The organism is Enterobacter cloacae complex sp. 2024EL-00711 (assembly GCF_047529885.1).
Classification (GTDB): Bacteria; Pseudomonadota; Gammaproteobacteria; order Enterobacterales; family Enterobacteriaceae; genus Enterobacter; species Enterobacter ludwigii.
The window spans coordinates 146,928-172,912 of record NZ_JBLIZC010000007.1 but is presented as its reverse complement, the minus strand read 5'-3'; the positions used below and the strand labels follow the sequence as shown (position 1 = coordinate 172,912).

General features: G+C 56.2%; 23 protein-coding genes. 9 read left to right on the top strand and 14 right to left on the bottom strand.

All coding sequences use genetic code 11. The features are described from left to right. Window positions 1-52: 52 nt before the first annotated feature. The 8 genes from cysA to ACMVME_RS18940 all read right to left on the bottom strand — a co-directional run bounded on the left by cysA (window position 53) and on the right by ACMVME_RS18940 (window position 6,526). Window positions 53-1,147 carry a sulfate/thiosulfate ABC transporter ATP-binding protein CysA gene (gene cysA, locus ACMVME_RS18975; protein WP_014171090.1) on the bottom strand — a complete coding sequence of 365 codons (1,095 nt, stop codon included), beginning with the start codon at window positions 1,145-1,147 and terminating at the stop codon, window positions 53-55. Further along, window positions 1,137-2,012 (bottom strand): sulfate/thiosulfate ABC transporter permease CysW, encoded by an 876-nt coding sequence (gene cysW / locus ACMVME_RS18970; protein ID WP_020883085.1) that lies wholly within the window; start codon window positions 2,010-2,012, stop codon window positions 1,137-1,139. Before cysW ends, cysA begins: the two co-directional genes overlap by 11 nt. Next, window positions 2,012-2,845 carry a sulfate/thiosulfate ABC transporter permease CysT gene (gene cysT, locus ACMVME_RS18965; RefSeq protein ID WP_068794850.1) on the bottom strand — a complete coding sequence of 278 codons (834 nt, stop codon included), beginning with the start codon at window positions 2,843-2,845 and terminating at the stop codon, window positions 2,012-2,014. The genes cysW and cysT overlap by 1 nt, the downstream gene beginning before the upstream one ends. After that, window positions 2,845-3,858 (bottom strand): thiosulfate/sulfate ABC transporter substrate-binding protein CysP, encoded by a 1,014-nt coding sequence (cysP, locus tag ACMVME_RS18960; protein ID WP_014171093.1) that lies wholly within the window; start codon window positions 3,856-3,858, stop codon window positions 2,845-2,847. The genes cysT and cysP overlap by 1 nt, the downstream gene beginning before the upstream one ends. 175 nt (window positions 3,859-4,033) lie before the next feature. Continuing rightward, a complete protein-coding gene (locus ACMVME_RS18955) occupies window positions 4,034-4,933 on the bottom strand; it encodes a Dyp-type peroxidase (protein ID WP_014171094.1) in 900 nt (299 codons plus the stop codon). Between the two features lie 92 nt (window positions 4,934-5,025). Next, window positions 5,026-5,601 carry an RpoE-regulated lipoprotein gene (locus tag ACMVME_RS18950; RefSeq protein WP_020883081.1) on the bottom strand — a complete coding sequence of 192 codons (576 nt, stop codon included), beginning with the start codon at window positions 5,599-5,601 and terminating at the stop codon, window positions 5,026-5,028. Window positions 5,602-5,664: 63 nt separating this feature from the next. Continuing rightward, the gene (locus tag ACMVME_RS18945; protein WP_020883080.1) at window positions 5,665-6,114 is read right to left on the bottom strand and encodes a DUF2919 domain-containing protein; all 450 of its coding nucleotides are present in this window, start codon (window positions 6,112-6,114) and stop codon (window positions 5,665-5,667) included. Further along, window positions 6,101-6,526 (bottom strand): GNAT family acetyltransferase, encoded by a 426-nt coding sequence (locus tag ACMVME_RS18940; protein ID WP_020883079.1) that lies wholly within the window; start codon window positions 6,524-6,526, stop codon window positions 6,101-6,103. Before ACMVME_RS18940 ends, ACMVME_RS18945 begins: the two co-directional genes overlap by 14 nt. A 212-nt stretch (window positions 6,527-6,738) precedes the next feature. Here ACMVME_RS18940 and amiA point away from each other — a divergent pair, with 212 nt between their 5' ends. Together amiA and hemF are read left to right on the top strand one after the other, a co-directional pair. Continuing rightward, window positions 6,739-7,614, top strand: a complete 876-nt coding sequence (amiA, locus tag ACMVME_RS18935) for an N-acetylmuramoyl-L-alanine amidase AmiA (protein WP_068794851.1) — start codon at window positions 6,739-6,741, stop codon at window positions 7,612-7,614. Next, window positions 7,614-8,513 (top strand): oxygen-dependent coproporphyrinogen oxidase, encoded by a 900-nt coding sequence (gene hemF / locus ACMVME_RS18930; RefSeq protein WP_025203494.1) that lies wholly within the window; start codon window positions 7,614-7,616, stop codon window positions 8,511-8,513. The genes amiA and hemF overlap by 1 nt, the downstream gene beginning before the upstream one ends. Before the next feature lie 18 nt (window positions 8,514-8,531). Here the strand turns inward: hemF and maeB are convergent, their stop codons facing one another. After that, window positions 8,532-10,811 (bottom strand): NADP-dependent oxaloacetate-decarboxylating malate dehydrogenase, encoded by a 2,280-nt coding sequence (gene maeB / locus ACMVME_RS18925; protein ID WP_014171100.1) that lies wholly within the window; start codon window positions 10,809-10,811, stop codon window positions 8,532-8,534. Between the two features lie 290 nt (window positions 10,812-11,101). Here maeB and tal point away from each other — a divergent pair, with 290 nt between their 5' ends. Both tal and tkt read left to right on the top strand, forming a co-directional pair. Continuing rightward, on the top strand, window positions 11,102-12,052 hold the full coding sequence (tal, locus tag ACMVME_RS18920; protein ID WP_014171101.1) for a transaldolase: 951 nt from the start codon (window positions 11,102-11,104) through the stop codon (window positions 12,050-12,052). Between the two features lie 19 nt (window positions 12,053-12,071). Next, window positions 12,072-14,060 carry a transketolase gene (gene tkt, locus ACMVME_RS18915; RefSeq protein WP_020883077.1) on the top strand — a complete coding sequence of 663 codons (1,989 nt, stop codon included), beginning with the start codon at window positions 12,072-12,074 and terminating at the stop codon, window positions 14,058-14,060. Here tkt and ACMVME_RS18910 read toward each other — a convergent pair. The 3 genes from ACMVME_RS18910 to aegA form a co-directional block, all read right to left on the bottom strand. Next, a complete protein-coding gene (locus ACMVME_RS18910) occupies window positions 14,057-15,100 on the bottom strand; it encodes a DUF1176 domain-containing protein (RefSeq protein ID WP_020883076.1) in 1,044 nt (347 codons plus the stop codon). The two genes, tkt and ACMVME_RS18910, sit on opposite strands and share 4 nt — an antisense overlap. 108 nt (window positions 15,101-15,208) lie before the next feature. Beyond that, window positions 15,209-15,799: a GDP-mannose pyrophosphatase NudK gene (nudK, locus tag ACMVME_RS18905; RefSeq protein ID WP_020883075.1), complete on the bottom strand. Its 591-nt coding sequence runs from the start codon at window positions 15,797-15,799 to the stop codon at window positions 15,209-15,211. Between the two features lie 67 nt (window positions 15,800-15,866). Further along, window positions 15,867-17,843, bottom strand: a complete 1,977-nt coding sequence (aegA, locus tag ACMVME_RS18900) for a formate-dependent uric acid utilization protein AegA (protein ID WP_068794852.1) — start codon at window positions 17,841-17,843, stop codon at window positions 15,867-15,869. Window positions 17,844-17,995: 152 nt separating this feature from the next. Between aegA and narQ the strand changes: the two genes are divergently transcribed. Together narQ and acrD are read left to right on the top strand one after the other, a co-directional pair. Beyond that, window positions 17,996-19,690 (top strand): nitrate/nitrite two-component system sensor histidine kinase NarQ, encoded by a 1,695-nt coding sequence (gene narQ, locus ACMVME_RS18895; RefSeq protein WP_014171107.1) that lies wholly within the window; start codon window positions 17,996-17,998, stop codon window positions 19,688-19,690. Between the two features lie 142 nt (window positions 19,691-19,832). Continuing rightward, on the top strand, window positions 19,833-22,946 hold the full coding sequence (gene acrD, locus ACMVME_RS18890; protein ID WP_068794853.1) for a multidrug efflux RND transporter permease AcrD: 3,114 nt from the start codon (window positions 19,833-19,835) through the stop codon (window positions 22,944-22,946). Between the two features lie 109 nt (window positions 22,947-23,055). Here the strand turns inward: acrD and ypfM are convergent, their stop codons facing one another. Further along, window positions 23,056-23,115 carry a protein YpfM gene (gene ypfM, locus ACMVME_RS18885; RefSeq protein WP_015572204.1) on the bottom strand — a complete coding sequence of 20 codons (60 nt, stop codon included), beginning with the start codon at window positions 23,113-23,115 and terminating at the stop codon, window positions 23,056-23,058. 387 nt (window positions 23,116-23,502) lie between these two features. Here ypfM and ACMVME_RS18880 point away from each other — a divergent pair, with 387 nt between their 5' ends. The 3 genes from ACMVME_RS18880 to ACMVME_RS18870 are packed head-to-tail and all read left to right on the top strand — an operon-like array spanning window position 23,503 to window position 25,213. Then, complete coding sequence (locus tag ACMVME_RS18880; RefSeq protein WP_032680519.1) at window positions 23,503-23,853, top strand: ArsC family reductase; 351 nt, start codon at window positions 23,503-23,505, stop codon at window positions 23,851-23,853. 10 nt (window positions 23,854-23,863) lie between these two features. After that, window positions 23,864-24,991: a succinyl-diaminopimelate desuccinylase gene (gene dapE, locus ACMVME_RS18875; RefSeq protein ID WP_014171110.1), complete on the top strand. Its 1,128-nt coding sequence runs from the start codon at window positions 23,864-23,866 to the stop codon at window positions 24,989-24,991. 24 nt (window positions 24,992-25,015) lie between these two features. Then, the gene (locus ACMVME_RS18870; RefSeq protein ID WP_014171111.1) at window positions 25,016-25,213 is read left to right on the top strand and encodes a YpfN family protein; all 198 of its coding nucleotides are present in this window, start codon (window positions 25,016-25,018) and stop codon (window positions 25,211-25,213) included. Window positions 25,214-25,249: 36 nt separating this feature from the next. On the opposite strand, the gene ypfH is transcribed toward ACMVME_RS18870, so the two are convergent. Continuing rightward, entirely contained in the window at window positions 25,250-25,945 is a 696-nt protein-coding gene (gene ypfH, locus ACMVME_RS18865) for an esterase (RefSeq protein WP_032680517.1), read from the bottom strand. Window positions 25,946-25,985: the final 40 nt, after the last annotated feature.

Below are 25,985 nucleotides of genomic sequence, written 5' to 3'. Positions count from 1 at the left end.
TCCAGACCGGCTAAGCGCAGCGCCTCCGGCCAAACTACGTGTCATTAACCTATCAGGCTGACTCCGCCAGAGCAATATCCTCGCGCGTCTCTATGCGCTCATTGCCATGATAAATACGGGCATGCTGCAGCCCAACAAACAGGCGTTCGCCCCGGTACGGCGGCTCGTCATCACGCATCACCACCGTCAGCGGCTCGGTATACCAGCCCAGCGGCTGTACCACCAATTGGGTGTAGTGCCCTTTAGGGCTAGCTTCCAGCACCTGCACCGGCAGCGGTGAATCCAGACTCGTCCGGCGGCTCACGTCCACTTCCCAGGGACGCAGGAACAGATCGACCGGCCCCTGATGTGCGGAGGTGTATCCCAGCGGCCAGCGGTGTGCGCCCACGTGGAATTGCCCACCGCGGATGGTGCCCTGCAGCCGGTTAACTTCACCCATAAACTCGAGGACAAATCGGGTTGCCGGTTCACGCCAGAGCTGCTCTGGCTCATCAACCTGTTCGATGTTCCCCTGGCTCATCACCACCACGCGGTCCGCGACTTCCATCGCCTCTTCCTGATCGTGGGTGACGAAGACGCTGGTGAATTTCAGCTCTTCATGCAGCTGACGCAGCCAGCGGCGTAACTCTTTACGCACCTGCGCATCCAGCGCGCCAAACGGCTCATCCAGAAGCAGAATTTGCGGCTCAACGGCCAGGGCCCGCGCCAGCGCGACGCGCTGCTTCTGGCCGCCGGAAAGCTGCGCCGGGAAGCGGTCAGCCAGATGCGCAAGCTGTACCATCTCCAGCAGTTTGGTCACTTTCGCTTTGATGGTGGCCGCATCCGGACGCTCGCGGCGAGGCAGCACGGTCAGACCGAAAGCGATGTTATCGAACACGGTCATATGGCGGAACAGCGCGTAATGCTGGAACACAAAGCCCACTTTTCGGTCGCGGGCGTGCAAACGGCTTACGTCGGTACCGTGAAAACGAATATGTCCGCTGGTCTGATGCTCAAGCCCGGCGATAATGCGCAGCAGCGTGGTTTTACCCGAGCCAGACGGCCCGAGCAGTGCCACCATTTGTCCGGAAGGGATATCCAGCGAGATATCATTCAGCACCTGGGTGCGACCAAAAGACTTCTTAATATTGGCAATCTCAATGCTCATGATTTCCCTCCTGGTGCTGACGTTTTTCCTGGTTCTCTAAACGCCACTGCACCACACTCTTCAAAAACAGGGTCAAAATCGCCATCAGCGTCAGTAACGCTGCGGCAGTAAAGGAACCGACGGTGTTGTAGTCCTGTTCCAGTAATTCAATCTGTAACGGTAACGACAGCGTTTCGCCGCGAATAGAGCCCGAGACGACCGAAACTGCACCGAACTCGCCAATGGCGCGGGCATTGGTCAGCACGACGCCGTAGAGCAGCGCCCAGCGAATATTCGGCAGCGTCACGCGGCGGAACATCTGCCAGCCGGATGCGCCCAGCAGAATTGCCGCTTCGTCTTCGTTGCTGCCCTGGCTTAACATCACCGGGACCAGTTCGCGCACCACAAATGGACAGGTTACAAACACCGTGACCAGCACCATGCCCGGCCAGGCAAACATGACCTGCAGGTTATGCTCATCCAGCCAGCCGCCCAGCGGGCCGTTAGAGCCGTAGAAGAGCAGATAAACCAGACCGGCCACTACCGGCGACACGGCAAACGGGATATCCAGCAGGGTCAGCAGCAGCTGACGTCCCGGGAAGTTAAAGCGCGTTACCAGCCAGGCCAGCAGCGTACCGAACACCAGGTTGACCGGCACCGTGATAAGCGCAATCAGTACGGTTAGCCAGATGGCGTGCAGCATATCCGGGTTCGCCAGGTTTTCCAGCGCGGGCATCAACCCCTTGCTGAACGCCTGAACAAAAATATAAATCGTCGGCACGACGAGAATGAAGGCGGACACCAGCACGCCCGTACCAATCAGAAACCATTTTCCCCAGTTGATACGGGGAGCGTCGTATCGCTTCAATTGAGTAACTTCCGCCATCAGTGACCTACCACGCGTCGACCAAAGCGACTTTGCAGAGTGTTAATTGAGTAGAGCAGCAGCAGCGATGCGGCAAGAATGACCGAGGCAATCGCGCTCGCCGCCGGATAATCAAACTCCTGCAAGCGGATAAAAATCATCAGCGAGGTGACTTCGGTTTTCCACGCAATGTTCCCGGCAATGAAAATAACCGCGCCGAACTCACCGAGGCTACGGGTAAACGACAGCGCGACACCGGCCAGCAGCGCCGGAGAAAGCTCAGGCAAGACGACCTTGCGGAAGCTCTGCCAGCGCGTGGCACCCAGCGTTTCCGCTGCTTCTTCGTATTCAGGGCCTAACTCTTCGAGTACTGGCTGCACGGTGCGTACAACAAAAGGAATGCTGGTAAACGCCATCGCGACCGCGATACCGAGCCAGGTATAGGTCACTTTGATATCAAGCTTCGCCAGCCACTCACCGTAAAACCCGTTCACGGAAAAGAGCGAGGCAAGGGTTAAGCCCGCCACCGCCGTCGGCAGCGCAAACGGCAGGTCCATTAACGCGTCGAGCAGCGTACGGCCCGGGAAACGGTAGCGGGTTAAGATCCACGCCATCAGCAGGCCAAAGGCCCCGTTAAAAATGGACGCCACAAACGCCGACAGCAGCGTCACCTTATAGGCTGCGACGACCTGCGGGTTGGTTATCACTTCCCAGTACTGCGCCCAGCTCATTTGCGCAAGCTGCATCACCAGCGCGCTAAGCGGCAACAATAAGATCAGGCAGACGAACAGCAGGCTGGTCCCGAGGCTTAAGGTAAAGCCCGGCAGCACACGTCTGGTAGAGACTGCAAACATTACTTACGCCCCGCCGCCAGCAATTTGTCTAACTCACCGCCGCTGGCAAAATGCGTTTTCATGACATCAGGCCAGGAGCCGAAATGGTCTTCCACGCGGAACAGCTCGGTCTGCGGGAATTTATCCTTCAGTTTGTTCATCACATCCGGGTTATTCACGCGGTAGTAGTAATCGGTAATGATCGTCTGCGCCTGTGGGCTGTACAGGTAGTTGAGGTAAGCTTTTGCCGCTTTCTCTGTGCCGTTGGATTGCACGTTTTTATCTACCCACGCTACCGGGAACTCGGCGAGGATATTGGTTTTCGGGATAACGACCTCGAAACCCTGCGCCTCGTACTGTTTGCGGATATTATTCACTTCCGACTCAAAGCTGATCAGCACATCGCCCAGGCCGCGCTCTGCAAAGGTCGTGGTCGCACCGCGACCGCCGGTATCAAACACCTCGACGTTTTTCAGAAACTGGGTCATGAACTGCTCGGTTTTCGCTTTATCGTTACCGTCAGCTTTGTCCGCCGCGCCCCACGCTGCCAGATAGGTATAACGCGCGTTACCGGAGGTTTTTGGATTCGGGAAAATCAGCTTCACGTCGGAACGCACCAGGTCATTCCAGTCGTGGATATTTTTCGGGTTGCCCTTACGCACCAGGAAACCCATGGTGGAGTAGAACGGTGAGCTGTTGTTCGGCAAACGACTCTGCCAGTCAGCGGCGATCAGCTTGCCTTTGTCGTGCAGGATCTGCACGTCAGTGACCTGGTTATAGGTCACCACATCCGCTTTCAGCCCCTGGAGAATGGCCAGCGCCTGCTTGGACGACCCTGCGTGTGACTGTTTAATGGTCAGCTTGTCGCCGTTGTTGTCTTTCGCCCACTGCTGTTCAAACGGTGGGTTAAGGGCGGCAAACAGCTCGCGGGAAACATCATACGAACTGTTCAGCAGCTCAGTAGCCTGCGCCTGTGCCACCAGCAGCAAACCTGCCAGTGCCAGCGATCCTTTTTTCAGTACAGTAACGGCCATTGCGCACCCTTATAAATGTGATGACTATCTTATAGTCATAATATTTATAACGAGGACGAAAGGAGTAACGGTTTTATATACCGTTTGGTGATTTACAAGCAGAAAAGAGAATAAGGGTGCAGCCCGTCGTGGTCCGCACCCCAGCCCTCTCCGTGCAGGAGAGGGTGGAAAGCACTTACAGCGCCAGCAGACGCTCGACGGACGGGGCGAAGTAGTAGCCGCCGGTCACCGGTTTGGTGAAGCGCAGCATGGCGTCACGCTTGCCGTCGGTATCGCCAAACATGCTCAGCAGCTGCTGTTCGATGTTATGCAGGCGCGCGCAGTACGCACAGAAGTAAAGACCGTGGGTACCGCTTGCTGTGCCGTATGGCAGGCTCTGGCGAACAATCTTCAGACCTTTCCCGTCTTCCTTGAGGTCAACGCGGCTCAGGTGAGAGGTGACAGGACGGGCATCGCCGTCGATCTCTTCGTTGGCCTCTTTCGTACGGCCAATCATCATCTCCTGGTCATGCACGCTCATGCGGTTCAGCTGCTTGAGGTTATGCTCCCAGCGCTGGACGAACACATAGCTGCCGCCCGCGTCGACACCGTCTTTGATCACCGCCACTTCACGACGCGTCTCTTCACCCGCCGGGTTTTCAGTTCCGTCAACGAAGCCGCTCAGGTCGCGTTCTTCCACCCAACGGAAACCGTGGATCTCTTCCTGAACGTCAATGCTGTCACCAAAAGCCGCAACCGCCGCCTGGGCAACGGAGAAGTTCACATCATGACGCAGCGAGAGAATGTGGATCAGCACGTCGAACTGCGTTGCGGGCGCCAGGCCTTTACCGTAAGGGATAAAATCCTTCAGCTCTTCGGCGCCTTCGCCACCGCTCAGTTGACGCCAGACGTTATGACCAAAGGCAACGACCGCGCCCAGATGGGCATCCGGGAATTTGGCCTGGAAGGTGGCCAGCTTATCAACGAACGCTTTACTGGCCGCACGCAGGGCATCCACATCCCCTTTAACATTGGCTTCAATCCAAATCGCCGCGCGGCAATGTTCTGGCAAAATGCCACTCTGAACCTGAGACATCGCTCCTCCTGAAATAAAGATGCCACGTCAGCGTGGCATTGATGGCGGCTATTATACCCGTATTTCAGCGAGACGGTTTGTCCAGGCGCAAATTACTGCTTCCAGATAATTTTGCTCACTTTCCAGCTTTTCAGCGTGTCGTCAGACGGCATTAAACCTTCCGGACCACTCCAGGTACCGGTGAAGAGATAGCTGATGTGCTGGCTGCCCTGCGCTTTACATTCCACCGCCACGCCGTCGTCAGACGGGGCGCTGGTGCAGTTGCCGAAGGCCTGTTTATAGAGTTCGCTAAACGGGGTTCCCACTTTCACACCGCTTTCGGTTGGGATGTCGTCGTCCATCACAGCAATACGGTTTACCGTGCCTTTATCACCGTTAATCACCAGCGCCAGCGTGTCACCCTTCAGCGCTTCGAAATAACGCACGATATTGCCGTTTTCTGTTTTCATGCCGCTGCGCAGGCGATAACCGCCACCCAGTGCATCCTGAAGGGCGTCCTGATCCAGCGCCGTCGCGGCGGTAATTTTACCCACGCCCTGCTCGGTCACTTCCGTTGAAGAGCCAAACCAGTTCCACGGATAGGCCGCAGACCAGTTAATTGATGAGAGCGTTGAACAGCCGGTTAACGCCAGCGGGAGAGCGCATAAAAGTAAACGCAGCGATTTCATTGAAACGTCCTTACGAGTTAAATCAACGCTTGTTGGAGTGCGGTATCGGCAAAAAGTGCCAGGTTAATCTTCCTGATGCGTAAAACAGGCGCGAAGGCGGGGATTCGTCAGCAGCCACAGCAGCGCCACGATATCCGCCACGACCAGCGCAATACCGATCCCCGTAAGCGGTTCACCGTTCCACCAGAGCACCGGTTGCCAGACGAGCAGCGCAAGCTGAGCGAGGATCAGCAGCCAGCGAAGCGCACCCCACAGGCGCGGGATCGTATGCCGTCGCCCGCTGCATAAAAACGCCATCACTGCCGGCACGCCCGGCAGCAAGCCGAGCCAGAAGGCATCGTGATCGGGATAAAAGAGCGTCAGAAGCGTATCGCCCTGCCCGCGCGAGGCGGCGGCCATCACAAACAGCACCCAGGTACGGGCCTGCAACAGCAGAACGCACCAGAACAAAAAGGGCAGCCTGACACGCCCTTGCGCATCATAATCTGCCGGATGGATCTCAGTACTCTTCATCTTCTATCAGGCGCTTACCTAAGCTCAGTACGTCCGCGTGTTCATAACCCAGACGTTCATACATGCCCAGCACCACGTCGTTATCTTCCCGCACCATGATCTGAATCTTCGGGCAGCCGCGGGCAATGAGTTTCTTTTCCAGCCGATTGAGCAGCGCATTGGCGATGCCGCGCGCACGAAATTCCGGGTGCACGCCCAGATAATAGGCCGAGCCGCGATGGCCGTCGTACCCGCCCATCACTGTTCCCACCACCTCGCCGTTGACTTCTGCCACCAGAAACAGACTGACGTCGTGATTCAGCTTACGTTCAATATCCATTTCCGGATCGTTCCACGGACGCAGCAGATCGCAGCGCTCCCAAAGGGTGATCACCTCTTCGAAATCTTCCTGGCGAAAAACGCGTATCTCCATGGTATTAACCGCCTTTTCGGGTTTAAAAACAGTGATTATGGCGTGAACATCGCGTTTAGCCAATAACCGGGGAAAAACTCGCCAAAATTTGGCATAATGTCACTTTGTCACGTATTGAAATGAAAAGTAAAACAATTCTCAATAAGGACTGTCGTAACGCTAATCACGATACGATATAACACCAGGACCCCAATTTTTACAATTCAGGCCGCATGAGCACATTCAAACCATTAAAAGCACTCACATCGCGTCGTCAGGTTCTCAAAGCGGGGCTGGCGGCCTTAACGTTAACGGGCATCGCACAGCAGGCTCAGGCTAAAGAAGAGAGCACGCTCAAAACCAGTAACGGTCACAGTAAACCGAAATCGAAAAAGCCGGGCGCGAAGCGTCTGGTCATGCTGGACCCCGGTCACGGCGGAATTGATACCGGCGCTATTGGTAGAAACGGTGCGAAAGAAAAGCATGTCGTGTTAGCGATTGCAAAAAATGTGCGCGCAATTTTACGCAGCAATGGCATTGACGCCCGCCTGACGCGTTCTGGCGACACGTTTATTCCGCTGTACGACCGCGTAGAGATCGCCCACCAGCACGGTGCCGATCTGTTTATGTCGATTCACGCGGACGGTTTTACCAACCCGTCGGCGGCGGGGGCTTCGGTGTTCGCCCTCTCCAACCGTGGGGCGAGTAGCGCCATGGCGAAATATCTCTCCGATCGTGAAAACCGGGCGGATGAAGTTGCGGGGAAAAAAGCCACCGACAAAGATCATCTCTTACAGCAGGTGCTGTTTGACCTCGTTCAGACGGACACCATTAAAAACAGCCTGACGCTCGGCTCGCATATTCTGAAGAAGATTAAACCGGTGCATCGCCTGCACAGCAGGAGCACCGAACAGGCGGCGTTCGTGGTGCTTAAGTCGCCGTCAATTCCGTCCGTGCTGGTGGAGACGTCGTTCATCACCAACCCGGAGGAGGAGCGCCTGCTCGGCACCACCGCGTTTCGCCAGAAGATCGCCAACGCCATCGCCTCAGGCATAATCAGCTACTTCAACTGGTTCGATAACCAGAAAGCGCACTCCAGGAAACGTTGATGAAACCCAATGCACAGCTGGTAAAAACATTCCTGCTGCAGCTGCAGGATGAGATTTGCCAGAAACTGGCCGCCGCAGATGGCGGTGAATTTCAGGAAGATAGCTGGCAGCGCGAAGCCGGTGGCGGCGGACGCAGCCGCGTACTGCGTAACGGCGGCATCTTTGAGCAGGCTGGCGTCAATTTTTCCCACGTCCACGGAGACGCGATGCCCGCTTCCGCCACGGCCCATCGACCAGAACTGGCAGGCCGCAGCTTCGAAGCAATGGGCGTATCGCTGGTGGTTCATCCGCACAACCCGTATGTGCCGACCAGCCATGCCAACGTGCGCTTTTTCATTGCTGAAAAACCCGGGGCCGATCCGGTCTGGTGGTTTGGCGGCGGTTTTGACTTAACGCCCTACTACGGGTTTGAAGAAGATGCCGTGCACTGGCACACCACCGCACGCGATCTCTGTCAGCCGTTTGGGGATGACATCTACCCGAAATTTAAAAAATGGTGCGATGACTATTTTTATCTGAAGCACCGCGATGAGCAGCGCGGCATTGGCGGGCTGTTCTTTGACGATCTCAACACGCCAGATTTTGATACCGCGTTCAGCTTTATGCGGGCGGTAGGTGAAGGGTATACCGGGGCCTATCTGCCGATCGTGGCGCGGCGTAAAGATACCGACTACGGCGTGCGCGAGCGCGAGTTCCAGCTTTACCGCCGCGGGCGCTACGTAGAGTTCAACCTGGTATGGGATCGCGGCACGCTGTTTGGCCTGCAGACCGGCGGGCGCACGGAGTCCATTTTGATGTCGATGCCGCCGCTGGTTCGCTGGGAGTACAGCTACGAGCCAAAAGAAGGCAGCCCGGAGGCTGCCCTGAAAGACTTTATTACGATTCGGGACTGGGTGTAATACCGGCAGGCGCAGCGCTTACAGCGGCTGCGTCTGCGCTTCAACCACCGCCAGTGCCACCATATTCACGATACGACGCACCGAAGCAATCGGCGTCAACACGTGCACTGGCTTCGCCACGCCCATCAGCACCGGTCCTACGGTGACCCCTTCAGAGCTGGAGACACGCAGCAGGTTGTAGCTGATGCGGGCCGCTTCCACGTTCGGCATAATCAGCACGTTTGCAGAACCTTTCAGCGGACTGTCCGGCATGCGTTCGTTACGAATGCTCTCCACCAGCGCAGCATCACCGTGCATCTCGCCGTCAATCATCAGTTCCGGCGCACGCTGGCGAACCAGCTCCAGCGTCTGGCGCATTTTGCACGCCGCCGCTGATTTCGACGAACCGAAGTTGGAGTGCGACAGCAGCGCTACCTTCGGTTCAATCCCAAAGCGACGCACGGTTTCTGCCGCCATCACGGTGATCTCCGCCAGCTCTTCCGGGCTCGGATCGTCGTTGACGTAGGTGTCGGCAATAAAAGTGTTGCCGCTTGGCAGCAGCAGCGCGTTCATCGCCCCGGCGGTGTGGACCCCTTCGCGATAGCCGAAGATCTCCTGCACCACGCTGAAGTGCTCGTGATAATCACCGATCGTGCCGCAGATCAACGCATCCGCTTCACCGCGGTGGACCATGATCGCCCCGATCACCGTGGTGTTGCTGATCACGGCCTTTTGCGCCTGCTCCTGGGTGATCCCGCGACGTTTCATGATCGCGTAGTATTCATTCCAGTACTCTTTAAAGCGCGGATCGGATTCATTATTAACGATCTCAAAATCCACACCCGCTTTGATCTGCAGTCCCAGCTTCTGAATACGCATCTCGATAACGCTCGGACGACCGATCAGGATTGGCTTCGCCAGACCTAAGGTGATCAGCTCCTGCGTGGCATGCAGAACGCGCGCCTCTTCCCCTTCCGCCAGCACCACGCGTTTCGCGTCGGCACGCGCCTGGGAGAAAATGGGCTTCATAAACAGGTTGGTTTTGTAGACAAACTCGGTGAGCTTATCGACGTAAGCATCGAAATCTTTGATGGGGCGCGTCGCCACGCCGGAGTCCATAGCCGCCTTAGCAACCGCCGGGGCGATTTTGACAATCAGACGCGGGTCGAATGGTTTTGGAATGATGTAGTCCGGGCCAAAGCTCAGATCCTGGTCACCATACGCCGAGGCGACCACTTCGCTCTGCTCGGCGTGCGCCAGTTCCGCAATGGCATGAACGGCCGCGAGCTTCATCTCTTCGTTGATCGCCGTCGCGCCCACGTCCAGCGCCCCGCGGAAGATGAACGGGAAGCAGAGAACGTTGTTCACCTGGTTCGGGTAATCGGAACGACCGGTACAGATAATGGCATCTTCACGCACGGCTTTTGCCAGCGGCGGCAGAATTTCCGGCTCCGGGTTTGCCAGCGCCAGAATCATTGGCGCACGCGCCATTTTCTTCACCATCTCCTGGGTCAGCACTTTCGGGCCTGAACAGCCAAGGAAGATATCCGCGCCGTCAATCACGTCCTCCAGCGTGCGTTTACCGTCGTCTTCTACCGCGTAGGCCGCTTTGGTTTCCGCCATGTTCGGCTCACGGTCCTTGTAGATAACGCCTTTGGAGTCGCAGACCACAATGTTGTGCTTCTGCATGCCCAGCGCCACCAGCAGGTTCATACAGGCGATTGCCGCCGCGCCTGCGCCGGAGACCACCATACGCACGTCAGAGAGATTTTTCTCAACCACACGCAGACCGTTCAGAATGGCCGCGGTGCTGATAATCGCGGTACCGTGCTGGTCATCATGGAACACGGGAATGTTCATACGCTCGCGCAGTTTCTGCTCGATATAGAAACATTCCGGCGCTTTGATGTCTTCGAGGTTGATCCCACCGAAGGTCGGTTCCAGCGCGGCAACCACATTGATGAATTTATCAGGATCGAGCTCATCCACTTCGATATCGAACACGTCAATACCGGCAAATTTCTTGAACAGAACGCCCTTGCCTTCCATCACGGGCTTACCGGCCAGCGCACCAATATTGCCTAATCCCAGCACCGCCGTCCCGTTAGAGATCACGGCGACCAGGTTGCCACGCGCGGTGTATTTATAGGCTGCCAGCGGATCTTTTTCGATTTCGAGGCACGGCGCCGCGACGCCGGGCGAGTAGGCCAGCGCCAGATCGCGCTGAGTCGCCAGCGGTTTTGTCGGGGAGACCTGAATTTTACCTGGGACAGGGAACTCATGGAAATCGAGAGCACTCTGTTTTAACTGATCATCCATCTTATTTTTCCTTTCACGTATCGGTCAAAAGGGTGACGTTTGCGATCCTGAAGCACACCCTGGTGTGCCGCCTAGTATCGCCGCAGGCAGCCACATAAACTTTGAAGGCTGCCAAACTCTCACCATTGCAGAATAAAAATTGTTATCAATTTATAACAGCCATGTTACCCGTCTCAGAAAGCAATGCCTCCCCCGTCTGCTATGCTTTTTTGTTAAGTCCATCATGATTTTTGCAGAAGTGTGAACTAACGCACTCGAGTAACTCTTTTATTTCCAAGGAGTAATTATTTATGAACCAACTAGACGGCATCAAACAATTCACTACCGTGGTCGCCGACAGCGGTGATATCGAGTCGATTCGCCACTATCAGCCCGAAGATGCGACCACTAACCCTTCGCTGCTGCTCAAAGCGGCCGGTCTTGCTCATTTTAGTCATCTGATTGATGACGCTATCGACTACGGTAAACAGCGCGGTAAAACACAGGAGCAGCAGGTCGCCGAAGCGAGCGACAAGCTGGCCGTTAATTTCGGTGCGGAAATTCTGAAAAGTATCCCGGGACGCGTCTCTACCGAAGTTGACGCCCGTCTCTCCTTCGACCAGGAGAAGAGCATCACGAAAGCCCGCCGCCTGGTTGAGCTCTACCAGGAGCAGGGCATCGATAAATCGCGCATTCTGATTAAGCTGGCCTCAACCTGGGAAGGGATCCGCGCGGCGGAAGTTCTGGAAAAAGAGGGGATCCATTGCAACCTGACGCTGCTGTTCTCCTTTGCACAGGCGCGCGCCTGTGCCGAAGCCGGCGTCTTCCTGGTGTCTCCGTTCGTCGGGCGAATCTATGACTGGTATCAGGCTAAACAGCCGATGGATCCGTACGTGGTGGATGAGGACCCGGGCGTGAAATCGGTGCGTAATATCTACGACTATTACAAACAGCACCGCTACGAAACCATCGTGATGGGCGCCAGCTTCCGCCGTACCGAGCAGATCCTCGCCCTGGCAGGCTGTGACCGCCTGACCATCTCCCCTAACCTGCTTAAAGAGCTGCAGGACAAAGAGGAGACGGTTATCCGCAAACTGGTGCCCACATCAACCGTCCTCCCCAAACCTAAAGCCATGACCGAAGCGGAATTCCGCTGGGAGCACAATCAGGACGCAATGGCCGTCGAAAAACTGGCGGAAGGCATCCGCCTGTTCGCCGTCGACCAGCGCAAACTTGAAGATCTTCTTGCCGCCAAACTTTAACCTTGCCACGGAGTGAATTATGTCCCGTAAAGAGCTAGCCAATGCCATTCGCGCCCTCAGCATGGATGCCGTGCAGAAAGCCAATTCCGGCCACCCTGGCGCCCCCATGGGCATGGCTGACATTGCCGAAGTGCTGTGGAATGATTTCCTGAAGCACAACCCGAACGACCCCAGCTGGTACGATCGTGACCGTTTTATTCTCTCTAACGGCCACGCCTCCATGCTGCTCTACAGCCTGCTGCACCTTTCCGGCTACGACCTGCCGCTATCCGAGTTAAAAAACTTCCGCCAGCTGCACTCAAAAACGCCGGGCCACCCGGAGATAGGCTATACGCCGGGTGTGGAGACCACCACCGGGCCGCTCGGCCAGGGGTTAGCCAACGCGGTCGGGCTGGCGATTGCCGAACGCACGCTGGCAGCGCAGTTTAACCAGCCAGACCACGAGATTGTCGATCACTACACTTATGTGTTTATGGGTGACGGCTGTCTGATGGAAGGGATTTCTCACGAAGTCTGTTCGCTGGCGGGCACGCTGGGGCTGGGCAAGCTGATCGGATTTTACGATCACAACGGTATCTCCATCGACGGGGAGACCAAAGGCTGGTTTACCGACGACACGGCAAAACGGTTTGAGGCCTACCACTGGCACGTAGTGCATGAAATTGACGGCCACGACCCAGAAGCGGTGAAAAAAGCGATTCAGGAAGCGCAAAGCGTGAAGGACAAACCGTCCCTGATCATCTGTCGCACCACCATCGGTTTCGGCTCACCGAACAAAGCGGGTAAAGAGGAAGCCCACGGCGCGGCGCTGGGTGAAGAAGAAGTGGCGCTGACCCGGCAGAAACTGGGCTGGAAATACCCGCCGTTTGAGATCCCGAAAGAGATCTACCGCGAGTGGGACGCCCGCGAAGAGGGTGAAAAAGCCCAGCACGCGTGGAATGAAAAATTTGCCGCCTATCAAAAAGCCCACCCGGAACTGGCCGCTGAATTCTCGCGCCGCATGAGCGGTGGCCTGCCGGAGGACTGGGAAGCGAAAACCCAGGCGCTGATTGAAAATCTGCAGTCTAACCCGGCAAAAATTGCCACCCGTAAGGCCTCGCAAAACACCCTCAACGCCATCGGCCCCCTCCTGCCTGAACTGCTGGGCGGCTCCGCGGATCTGGCTCCAAGTAACCTGACCATCTGGTCTGGCTCAAAATCGCTGAAAGAGGATATTGCCGGGAACTATATCCACTACGGGGTGCGTGAGTTCGGGATGACCGCCATTGCCAACGGCATTGCCCATCACGGCGGGTTTGTGCCCTACACTGCTACCTTCCTGATGTTCGTTGAGTACGCCCGTAACGCGGCGCGTATGGCGGCATTAATGAAAGCGCGGCAGATCATGGTCTACACCCACGATTCGATTGGTCTGGGTGAAGACGGTCCCACGCACCAGGCCGTTGAGCAGCTGGCGAGCCTGCGTTTAACGCCAAACTTCAGCACCTGGCGTCCGTGCGATCAGGTCGAAGCGGCGGTTGGCTGGAAGCTGGCGGTTGAGCGCCACACGGGGCCAACGGCATTAATTCTGTCGCGGCAAAACCTGGCCCAGATTGAACGCACGCCGGAGCAGGTAAAAAATATCGCCCGCGGCGGGTACATCCTGAAAGACAGCGGCGGCAAACCGGATGTCATCCTGATTGCTACCGGTTCTGAGGTGGAAATTACCGTGAAGGCCGCGGAAAAACTGACCGCCGAAGGTCATGCGGTACGCGTGGTATCCCTGCCGTCCACCGACATTTTTGATGCACAGGATGAGGCCTACCGTGAATCGGTCCTGCCCTCTAACGTCGCAGCCCGTGTGGCCGTCGAGGCGGGTATCGCCGACTACTGGTACAAATATGTCGGGCTGAAAGGCGCTATCGTCGGGATGCGTGGGTACGGCGAGTCGGCGCCTGCCGACAAGCTGTTCCCGTATTTTGGCTTTACCGTTGAGAATGTGGTTGAGAAGGCGCTGAGCGTAATTTAGCGCGTGATCCACAACGTGGGCCAGGCATCTGGCCCATTCCAGTTATCGCAGCTGGGCTCTTCTGCATAACGCACCAGGCGGAAACGCTGGCCGTCAAAACGCCAGCGCGTCTGGACCCCACAATCGCCAATACCGCGCCCCAGCGCGAGCGTAGTCAGCTCGCGCGTTTTCTCATCAAAGCGGGCATTCATCAATTCGATTTCACTGCTATCGTCTGCAGGGGTGAAAGGCAGACGCAGCCTTACGCTGCGTGAAGAAAACGGTTTTTTGCGCGATACCAGCCAGGCCAGATCGACCGTGTTATACGCCCCTGCCTCACAGCTAATAATCAGCAATGCTTTTTCATCGGTTAACGCGGTGACGCGCACTTCCCGGCGGTTAGGATCGAGCGAGCACTGGCTGTTGTTCATCCGCCAGGTGCCATAATCCAGCAGGTCATTCAGTTCGGCATGGGAGAGCGGCGTCGGCGTCGGATTGACTACCGCCACCTTTTTTAAGGCGGGTGCAGGCGGCACGCTTAACGGCGGATCGTCACCTTTTTTAATCCAGGCCGTTTCACTCCCGACACGTTTCTGCTGCGCGTCAATAAACAACAGCGCGGCTTTCAGGCCGTTCAGAGAGATAACCTGGTCACCGCCGCGCAAGGTCAGGGCTTTTCCTTCCTGGATATTTTTCAGAAACGCCGTGATGGTGGCGGCATCATCACTTTTCAGATGCCACGGGGTTAACTGCCAGTGCTGCCGATCCAGCTTGAGAGGAACCTTATCCAGCAACAACCGCGGCGCAATATCCGCTTCTTTCACGGCAGGGTCAGCAAGGCCGCCGAGATCGATACGCAGCGTAGCGTCGGTTTTCGCGCCGGCACTGCGGCTGAGCGTCATGACCAGCCCCCGGTGTTCACCGGTATTGCGTGCGAGGCAAAAATTCTGGTTATTGCAGGTCACCTGCCAGTCAGAAAACAATTGCTGGGCAGGCGCAGCCCACACCTGCGAGGAGGTGAGCACGCAAAACAGGCAGAGAAGAGAGACGCAATAGCGCATGAATGGCACAATCCCGGAACGAAAACGCTTAACTGGGCTGTATCTTCGTGTTCCCGCCCGGGTTGCTCAATCGGATTTATCGGATAGATTTATCCGAAATACAATCTATCACCGTTCGAAAGAGGCGTTCATCAGCCCGGTCGTTTGAAGATACTGTAGTAATATCACAGCTTTACCATCCCTGATTTCCCCGGCATGCATCATCTCCAGCGCCCGGGAAAACGGCAACTCCAGCACTTCAATATCTTCATCTTCCACGCCACCGCCGCGGTGAGTACGCTGCGCATCGCTGTATTCCGCGATGAAGAAGTGGACGATTTCCGTCACGCCGCCAGGAGACATAAACAGCTCGAAGACCTTTTTGACCTCTCCCACTTCAAAGCCAGTCTCTTCGACGGCCTCTTTGCGGATGCACACTTCCGGCTCGTCGTCATCAAGCAGGCCCGCACAGGTTTCAATCAACCTTCCGTCAGGGTTGCCATTGACCCATGTTGCTACCCTGAACTGACGGATCAGCACCACACTCTGCTTTTCACGGTTATAGAGCAAAATGGTGGCGCCATTGCCGCGGTCATAGACCTCGCGTTTATGGCGGATCACTTCACCGTTATTACGGGTTAAATCGTAAGTGATGTTACGCAGGACAAAGTAGTTTTCAGAAAGGATTTTGTCTTTGATAACGTCAATTTTCAGGGTCATACGGGCTCCACGACACAATGAGTCTTCCTATAGTACGCCGTGAAACCCGCTTTGTCGCCCGCCTGGTTTAGTGCGTTTTCGGCACACTGACCTCAAGCCAGTCGAGGATCCCCCGCGCCGCATGACGCCCTTCCGCCATCGCCGTCACCACCAGATCAGCGCCGCGCACCGCATCACCGCCGGCGAAAATTTGCGGGTTAGACGTCTGGTAACGATAGCGACTTTCCACCGAGGCAATGATTCGCCCCCAGTCATCGGTGTTGACGCCCTGACTCTCCAGCCAGGGCATGGCATGTGGGTTAAAGCCAAAAGCCATAATCACCGCATCGGCCGGCATGACAAACTCGCTGCCCTCCACCGGGACGGGTCGACGACGCCCCTGCGCATCCGGCTCTCCCATCCGGGTGCGCAGCATCCGGATGCCGTTAACCTTGCCGTCAGCAGCAAGGGTCAATTCAACGGGCTGGACGTTAAATTCAAATGCGGCTCCCTCTTCTTTCGCATTCTTCACCTCTTTTTTCGAGCCCGGCATATTGGCTTCATCCCGGCGATAGGCGCAGGTGACTTTTGCCGCGCCGTGACGTAACGCGGTGCGCACGCAGTCCATTGCGGTATCGCCCCCGCCCAGCACCACCACGTTGAGCCCACGGGTGTCGATAAACGGTTCGTTGGCCGTCGCGTCCAGCCCCATGACGTGGCGCGTGTTCCCCACCAGGAACGGCAGTGCATCGTAGACGCCCGGCGCATCTTCATGGGGGATGCCCGCTTTCATCGAACGATAGGTTCCCACGCCAATGAACAGGGCGTCGTAATCTGTTTGCAACTGAGACAACGATACATCGCTGCCCACGTCGCAGTTCAGCTCGAAGTGAACCCCCATCGCAGTAAAAATCTCTCTGCGTCGTGCGAGCAGGGATTTATCCAGCTTAAAGGCCGGAATGCCGAAGGTCAGCAAGCCGCCGATTTCGGGATGCCTGTCATAGACCGTTACGCTCACCCCGCTGCGCACCAGCACATCCGCGCATGCCAGTCCGGCAGGCCCCGCGCCGATAATCGCGACGCGTTTTCCCACCGAAGAAACGCCAGACATATCCGGTCGCCAGCCCAGCGCCAGCGCCTGGTCAGAGATGTAGCGCTCGAGGTTGCCAATGGTCACTGACCCTGATGCATCGCGCACGGTGCAGGCACCTTCACATAACCTGTCCTGCGGGCAGACCCGGCCAGTAATTTCAGGTAAACAGTTGGTCTGATGAGAAAGTTCAACCGCGCCGAGGATGTCACCGGCGTTAATCCGTTCAATCCACTGCGGAATGTGGTTGTGCAGCGGGCAGGTCCATTCACATATGCTGTGCTCCCCGCATTTCAGGCAGCGCGATGCCTCGCGTCTGGCCTGTTCGGTCCGAAACGGCAGGTATATTTCATTGAAATGGCCAACCCGCTCTTCGGCAGCCAGTTTGTCGGGCTCGCCGCGTGGTGGTGTGTTGTGCATCTGCTGCAGTTTGGTGGGTGCCGTCTCCTCGCTGACTGCCTCACTGTGCCAGGGCTGCGCCTCCAGCCTGGCGGTGCGCTGACGGCGCGATTTTGCCAGGTTATCCAGCACGTCAGGCGTCGCCAGCATCAGCACATCTGCCGGGCAATTTTCAATACAGGCCGGGCCCTGCGGGCGGGTCAGGCAGAGATCGCATTTATACGCCGAAGCTTTTGCACTGCCGTTGTCGAGCGGCGTAACGATAATCTCCATTGTGCCGAAGGGACAGGCAACCATGCAGGCTTTACAACCGATGCATTTTTGTTGATTCACCTGTACGCTGTCATCGCATTTGCTGATGGCGCCGTTCGGGCAACTGAGTGCACACGGGGCATTTTCACAGTGGTGACAGGTGACGGGGCTGTTCTGCGCGCCAGAGTTAAGGACCGTAATACGGGGATGGAAATGGCGCTCGCTCAGGACATGTTGCTCATCATTATGCGCCATTACGCAGGCAACTTCGCAGGCATGGCACCCAATACATTGCTGGCTGTTAGCCATAATAAAACGATTCATAACGACACCTGTTTTTGGTTCAATAACCTTATTCTTTGTATGAATATGGTATTTACTCATCACAGCGTCGTCAGGCAATGTTCAATTGCCCGGAATGCCAAACTATTTCCAGTGAACCTGTGGCAGATCAATTTTATTCAGGAAGCCGTTCTGTGACCGTTAAACGCCCTGTTTCCGCAAGCCTGGCCTGGGCTTTCTTTTCGATGATTGTGTTATCCGTTCTGACCAGCACCGTCGCGCTGCTGACGCTTGCCAGCAGCCAGCGTGACGCCGAAGCCATCAATATTGCGGGTTCACTGCGTATGCAGAGTTACCGGCTGGGCTATGAGATGCAGCGCAACAGCCCTTCCCTGACACAGCATCGCCAACACTGGCAACACACCCTGAGCGCACCTGCACTACAAAAGCTGAACCGCTGGTACGTGCCGGACGATGTCAAACAGCGCTACCAGCAGCTGCATCTGGCCTGGCAGGAGATGGATACGCACATCGCCCGCGGCGATCTCGCGTGGTATCAAACCCATATCGAAGATTTTGTTGGCCGCATTGATGCCTTTGTGCTCGCCCTTCAGCACTATACCGAACATAAAATTCAGACGGTGACCCTGCTCTCTCTGGCCGGTGCGCTGGGGATCCTGCTGCTGACGGTGTTTACCCTGCGAGGCATCCGTCGTCAGGTGGTCTTGCCGCTCAACAATCTGGTCGCCGCAAGCGAACGCGTTGAACGGGGACAATTTGATACCCCGGCACCGGATACCGCTTTGCCGAATGAACTCGGTCAGCTGTCCCGCGCCTTTAACCATATGTCGGCGGAGTTACACACCCTCTATCGCTCGCTTGAAGATTCGGTTGCGGAAAAGACCCGGCACCTGAACGAGGCGCACCAGCAGCTCGAAATGCTGTTCAAATGTTCGCAGGCGCTCAACACCGGACAGATAGACAGCCACTGTTTCCGCCATATATTGCAAATCGTCCATGAATACACCCGGATGAATTATCTGGAGTTACGGACCAGCGACGACTGGCGTCTGTGTGAAGGGAGTGAGGCAGCCGACATGCCGCTGCAAAACCTGCCGGTGCTGATGCAGGATACGCTCTACGGCGAGCTGCGCTGGCAGAGCGAGACGGACAGCGTCCCGCTTCCGCTGATGAGAAGCGTGGCGACAATGCTCGGGCGCGGGCTTTACTTCAACCAGGCACAAAAGCATTACCAGCAGTTGCTGCTGATGGAAGAGCGCGCGACGATTGCCCGCGAACTGCATGATTCCCTCGCGCAGGTGTTGTCGTATCTGCGGATCCAGCTTGCGCTGCTTAAGCGTGCCGTACCGCAAGAGAATGCCCCGGCGCAGACCATCATCACCGACTTCTCCCGCGAGCTTAACAATGCCTGGCATCAGCTTCGCGAGTTGCTCACCACCTTCCGCCTGACGCTCAACCACGCTAACCTGCCGGCAGCCCTTCAGGAGTCACTCGACGGTCTGCAGAGCCAGACGCAGGCAAAGCTACATCTTGACTGTCGCCTCTCCTCGCTGGCCCTTGACGCACAAAAGCAGGTGCATCTGCTGCAGATCGTGCGTGAAGCGGTGTTGAACGCAATCAAGCACGCGCAGGCCAGCGAGATCACCGTAAGCTGTATCACCGCCGTGGACGGCACGCACAGCGTGAGCATTCGCGACAATGGCATCGGGATTGGCGAAGCCAGCGAGCCGCCGGGACATTACGGGCTGAATATTATGCGTGAACGCGCGGAACGGCTCGGCGGTACCCTGCACTTTTCGCAGCCACAAAATGGGGGAACGCAGGTGAGCGTGACATTCCCTTCGTCGCTGGCGTTAACAGGTAAATAACCGTAAAGGGGGCAGCGCAGAGAAACGCGCATGATAATTTACATTATCTCCTTTATTTCTCCACGTTTGGTCTTCGTCTTGCCGCTAAAGTGGTGCGGGCAATAAACAATAATGACGTGCAGCAAAACGAGGTCAATTTTTCATGGCGAATTTTTTCATCGATCGCCCCATTTTTGCCTGGGTACTTGCCATTCTGTTGTGTCTGACAGGTGTCCTGGCCATTACTTCACTTCCCGTTGAGCAATACCCCGATCTGGCACCTCCTAACGTGCGTGTCACAGCAAACTACCCCGGCGCCTCGGCACAGACGCTGGAAAATACCGTGACGCAGGTTATCGAGCAGAACATGACGGGTCTGGATAACCTGATGTACATGTCCTCACAAAGCAGTGCCACGGGCCAGGCGACGGTGACCCTGAGCTTTACGGCCGGGACTGACCCGGATGAAGCGGTGCAACAGGTACAAAACCAGCTGCAGTCAGCCATGCGAAAACTGCCGCAGGCAGTGCAAAATCAGGGCGTTACCGTACGTAAAACGGGGGATACCAATATTTTGACCATCGCGTTTGTCTCCACCGATGGTTCCATGGATAAGCAGGATATTGCGGACTACGTTGCCAGTAACATTCAGGACCCGCTCAGCCGTATTAACGGCGTAGGGGATATCGACGCCTACGGGTCACAATATTCAATGCGCATCTGGCTCGATCCTGACAAGCTGAACAGCTTCCAGATGACGGCGACTGACGTGACGGACGCCATCAAATCGCAGAACGCCCAGATTGCCGTAGGGCAGCTGGGAGGAACGCCTTCCGTCGAAAAACAAGCCCTGAATGCCACCATTAACTCGCAATCGCTGCTTCAGACTCCGGAGCAGTTCCGCAACATCACCCTGCGCGTGAATCAGGACGGTTCAGAAGTGCGGCTGGGCGATGTCGCCACGGTGGAAATGGGCGCGGAAAAGTACGACTACCTGAGCCGCTTTAACGGTAATCCCGCCTCCGGCCTGGGGATTAAACTGGCCTCCGGCGCAAATGAAATGGCGACGGCGAAACTGGTGTTAGACCGCCTGGACGAGCTGTCGAACTATTTCCCTCACGGCCTTGAATACAAAGTCGCCTACGAAACCACCTCCTTCGTTAAAGCGTCGATTGAGGATGTGGTGAAGACCCTGCTGGAAGCCATCGCGCTGGTCTTCCTGGTCATGTACCTGTTCCTGCAAAACTTCCGGGCGACGCTGATCCCGACCATAGCCGTCCCCGTGGTCCTGCTGGGCACCTTCGCGGTGCTTTACGCGTTTGGCTACAGCATCAACACGCTGACGATGTTTGCAATGGTGCTGGCAATTGGCCTTCTGGTGGATGACGCCATCGTGGTGGTTGAAAACGTCGAGCGCATCATGAGCGAGGAAGGCCTTTCCCCGCGCCAGGCCACGCGTAAATCGATGGGGCAAATACAGGGCGCGTTAGTCGGCATCGCCATGGTGCTTTCGGCGGTCTTTATCCCGATGGCCTTCTTTGGCGGCACAACCGGCGCCATTTACCGCCAGTTCTCGATAACCATCGTCTCGGCAATGGTGCTTTCGGTACTGGTGGCGCTGATCCTGACCCCTGCGCTCTGCTCTACCCTTCTTAAGCCTTTGCACAAAGGCGAGCAGCATGGTCAGAAAGGGTTCCTCGGCTGGTTTAACCGCATGTTTAACCGCAATGCCGCGCGTTATGAATCCGCCGTCGGTAAAGTGCTGCACCGCAGCCTGCGCTGGATGCTGATTTACGTAGTGCTGCTGGGCGGAATGGTCTGGCTGTTCCTGCATCTGCCTACCTCATTCCTGCCGATGGAGGACCGGGGAATGTTCACCACCTCCGTGCAACTTCCGAGCGGCGCGACTCAGCAGCAGACGCTGAAAGTGGTCGAAAAAGTCGAACAGTACTTCTTTACCCAGGAGAAAGATAATGTGGTGTCGGTCTTCTCCACCGTGGGCTCTGGCCCGGGCGGTAACGGGCAGAACGTCGCCCGTATGTTTGTACGCCTGAAGGACTGGGACGAGCGCGACACAAAAACGGGGACCGCGTCGGCCATCATTGAACGCGCCACCCACGCGTTTACGAAGATCAACGAAGCGCGCGTCTTTGCCAGCAGCCCACCGGCCATTAGCGGGCTGGGCAGTTCTGCCGGGTTTGACATGGAACTGCAGGATCACGCCGGTGCAGGCCACACGGCGCTGATGGCGGCGCGCGATAAGCTGTTAGCGCTGGCGGGCAAAGACGCTGACCTGACCCGCGTTCGTCACAACGGCCTGGATGACAGCCCGCAGCTGCAGGTGGATATTGATCAGCGTAAGGCGCAGGCTCTGGGTGTTTCCATCGACGACATTAACGACACCCTGCAGACGGCCTGGGGCTCAAGCTATGTGAATGACTTTATGGATCGTGGGCGTGTGAAAAAAGTGTATGTCCAGTCCGCCGCGCCGTTCCGTATGTTGCCGAATGATATTAACCGCTGGTTTGTTCGTAATAACGCAGGCGGGATGGTGCCGTTCTCGGCATTCGCCTCGTCGCACTGGGAGAGTGGTTCGCCGCGTCTGGAACGCTATAACGGCTATTCGGCGGTAGAAATCGTCGGTGAAGCCGCGCCGGGCGTCAGTACCGGTACCGCCATGGACACCATGGAGAAACTGGTGCAACAGCTGCCTGCCGGATTTGGGTTGGAGTGGACGGCGATGTCTTATCAGGAGCGGCTTTCCGGGGCACAGGCGCCTGCGCTTTACGCGCTTTCCCTGCTGGTGGTCTTCCTCTGTCTTGCCGCGCTGTATGAAAGCTGGTCCGTTCCGTTCTCGGTCATGCTGGTGGTGCCGCTTGGCGTCATCGGTGCGCTGCTGGCGACCTGGATGCGCGGTCTGGAGAATGATGTGTACTTCCAGGTAGGGCTGCTCACCGTGATCGGCCTGTCGGCGAAAAACGCGATCCTGATTGTTGAGTTTGCCAACGAGATGAATGCCAAAGGCCACGAGCTGATGGCGGCCACACTGCACGCCTGCCGTCAGCGCTTGCGTCCGATCCTGATGACGTCGCTGGCATTTGTCTTTGGGGTATTACCGATGGCAACCAGCACCGGTGCGGGCTCCAGCAGCCAGCATGCGGTAGGTACAGGGGTGATGGGAGGCATGATTTCGGCAACCGTCCTGGCCATTTATTTTGTGCCGCTGTTCTTTGTGCTTGTGCGTCGCCGCTTCCCGCTGAAGGAACGTCCTGAATAACAGTACGTAATAAAAAAGGCGGCTCTCAGGGCCGCCTTTTAGGGTGTGTGATTAATTCACACTATGGTTATTTTACTTATTTAAGTGCTCTTGCAATTCTTACTGAATGTCATTTACGAAGCATGCCTTCGATAAAATCTTTCCAGTTCCCCAGTTCACGTTCAATCATAACTACCTCTCTTATTATTATGCGCATTCTACGAAAACGTATCATCATTGTGAAGACCGTCTAACCTATCGCTGTGATTGTACCCCGCTACTGTCAGGGATTTATGATAAATATGAACGCAGGGCCTTAAATTTTGTGTGACGCTCAGCAATATTTTGAAATAACCATACAGGCAGGTGAGACTTAAATTACCGCCTGAGTTCATTAGCATTTTCGGTCTTATGGACATCTATGCTTAAATGATGAAAGAATATTCAGCGTACAGTTGTGAGTTGAATTAAAAAGAAGTGTAAATCAAGACAATTCCTGAATGTGTTATATTCCACTTAAGGATATATCTTCGAAATTACTGAACATTTAATCATCATAAGAACAAAAGGATTCACCATGGTTGTGATGTACGGCATTAAAAATTGCGACACCATCAAAAAAGCACGCCGCTGGCTGGAAGCAAACAACGTGGAGTACCGTTTCCATGACTATCGCGTTGACGGGCTTGATGCAGAATTTCTGCATACCGCTATCAAGGAACTGGGTTGGGAGGCGCTGCTGAATACCCGTGGTACCACCTGGCGTAAACTGGATGAAGCCGTCCGGGCTGGCATCACCGACGCCGACAGTGCCGCCAAACTGATGCTCAAAATGCCGGCAATCATCAAACGCCCATTGCTCTGCGCGCCCGGGCAGCCTATGCTGCTGGGTTTCAGTGAAACCCTTTATTCCGACTTTTTTCGTTGAGGTGTAGTTTATGTCATGCCCGGTCATTGAGCTGACTCAGCAGCTTATTCGCCGTCCCTCCCTTAGCCCGGACGACGCAGGTTGTCAGGCATTAATGATTGAGCGCCTGCGTGCCATCGGTTTCACCGTTGAACGCATGGACGTTGGCGACACCCAGAACTTCTGGGCATGGCGCGGTCAGGGCGAAACGCTGGCCTTTGCCGGACATACCGACGTCGTTCCTGCAGGTGATGCGGATCGCTGGATCAACCCGCCGTTTGAACCGACCATCCGCGATGGCATGTTGTTCGGGCGCGGTGCGGCAGACATGAAAGGCTCGCTGGCGGCGATGGTCGTGGCGGCAGAGCGCTTCGTTGCCCAACATCCGAACCACAGAAACCGCCTCGCGTTTCTGATCACCTCTGATGAAGAAGCCAGCGCCCATAACGGCACCGTGAAGGTCGTTGAGGCGCTGATGGCCCGTAATGAGCGTCTCGACTACTGCCTGGTCGGCGAGCCGTCCAGTACGGAGGTGGTGGGAGACGTCGTCAAAAATGGTCGCCGTGGTTCGCTGACCTGCAATTTGACCCTTCATGGCGTTCAGGGGCACGTTGCCTATCCACACCTGGCCGATAACCCGGTCCATCGCGCGGCACCGATGCTGAACGAACTGGTGACCATCGAGTGGGATAAAGGCAATGAGTTCTTCCCGCCGACCAGCATGCAGATTGCAAACCTGAAGGCCGGTACCGGCAGCAACAACGTGATCCCGGGTGATTTCTTTGTCCAGTTTAACTTCCGCTTCAGCACTGAACTGACCGATGAGATGATCAAAGCGCGCGTTATCGCGCTGCTGGAAAAATATAATCTGCGTTACACCGTGGACTGGTGGCTTTCCGGCCAGCCGTTCCTGACCCAGCGCGGCAAACTGGTGGATGCGGTAGTGAACGCCATCGAGCACTATAATGAAATTAAGCCACAACTGCTGACGACAGGTGGCACCTCAGACGGACGCTTTATTGCCCGGATGGGGGCCCAGGTTGTCGAACTGGGGCCGGTGAACGCAACCATTCATAAAATCAATGAATGTGTGAATGCTGCTGATTTACAGCTGCTGGCCCGTATGTATCAACGAATTATGGAGCAACTCGTCGCCTGACGAACGCTCTGAGAGGAATAGCGAATGGACTGGCTTTCAAAGTACTGGTGGATTCTGGTGTTAGTGTTTCTGGTCGGCGTGTTACTTAACGTCATTAAAGATCTTAAGCGCGTTGATCACAAAAAGTTTCTCGCCAACAAACCGGATCTTCCACCGCATCGTGATTTTAACGATAAGTGGGACGATGATGACGACTGGCCGAAGAAAGACCAGAAGAAGTGATTCTCTGTCCCCTCTCCTGCGGGAGAGGGGGCTACATCACATAAACTCGACGATATCATCGTCATTTGGCTTGCCACCGCTGAGCGCTTCATCAAAGTAGTGCTTCGGTACGGTATAACGCAGATGATCGAGCGCAAACTGCATGCTGCGGTCATCAATCGCGTGCCCCAGATCGTCTACAATATCCAGCGTCACATCCCCGCCTTCGCGGATCAGTGCTTCCTGCGCGGCAACCGCATGCGAAAGTTCAATCACACGGTCTTCACCGCCGTGGATCAGATGGATCGTGGTCTGCGTCGTCGCGCGTTGCGGTAACGTCGCAAAGCGACCGTTAAAAGCAATCACACGCGACACCAGGCCTGGCTGCGCTTTTACGCTCTCCAGGGACATGATAGACCCCTGCGAAAAGCCAATCAGCGCGGTCGCATCGGCACCAACGCCGCTCTGCTGCTGCCAGTAACGCACGGTGTCGATAAAGACAGGCATGACGGCGTCAATACGTGCCTGACGGTTCTCTTCCGTAACGCCCTGAACGGAGAACCACTGCCGTCCGTTCGGACCACACGGCTCCACCCCGCCAATACTGACAATCAGCGCCTGCGGAAATACCGGGGCAAACCAGCTGCCAATCTGGCCCATATTGACGGCATTATCGCCAACACCATGAAACAGAAGCAGTAACTGTTTAGCCGGTTTATCAGGGCTTTGAACAACAAAATGATCGTGTTTCATGGCGGTCTCCTTATTTGATGGCCTGGATTCTACGCCTCTC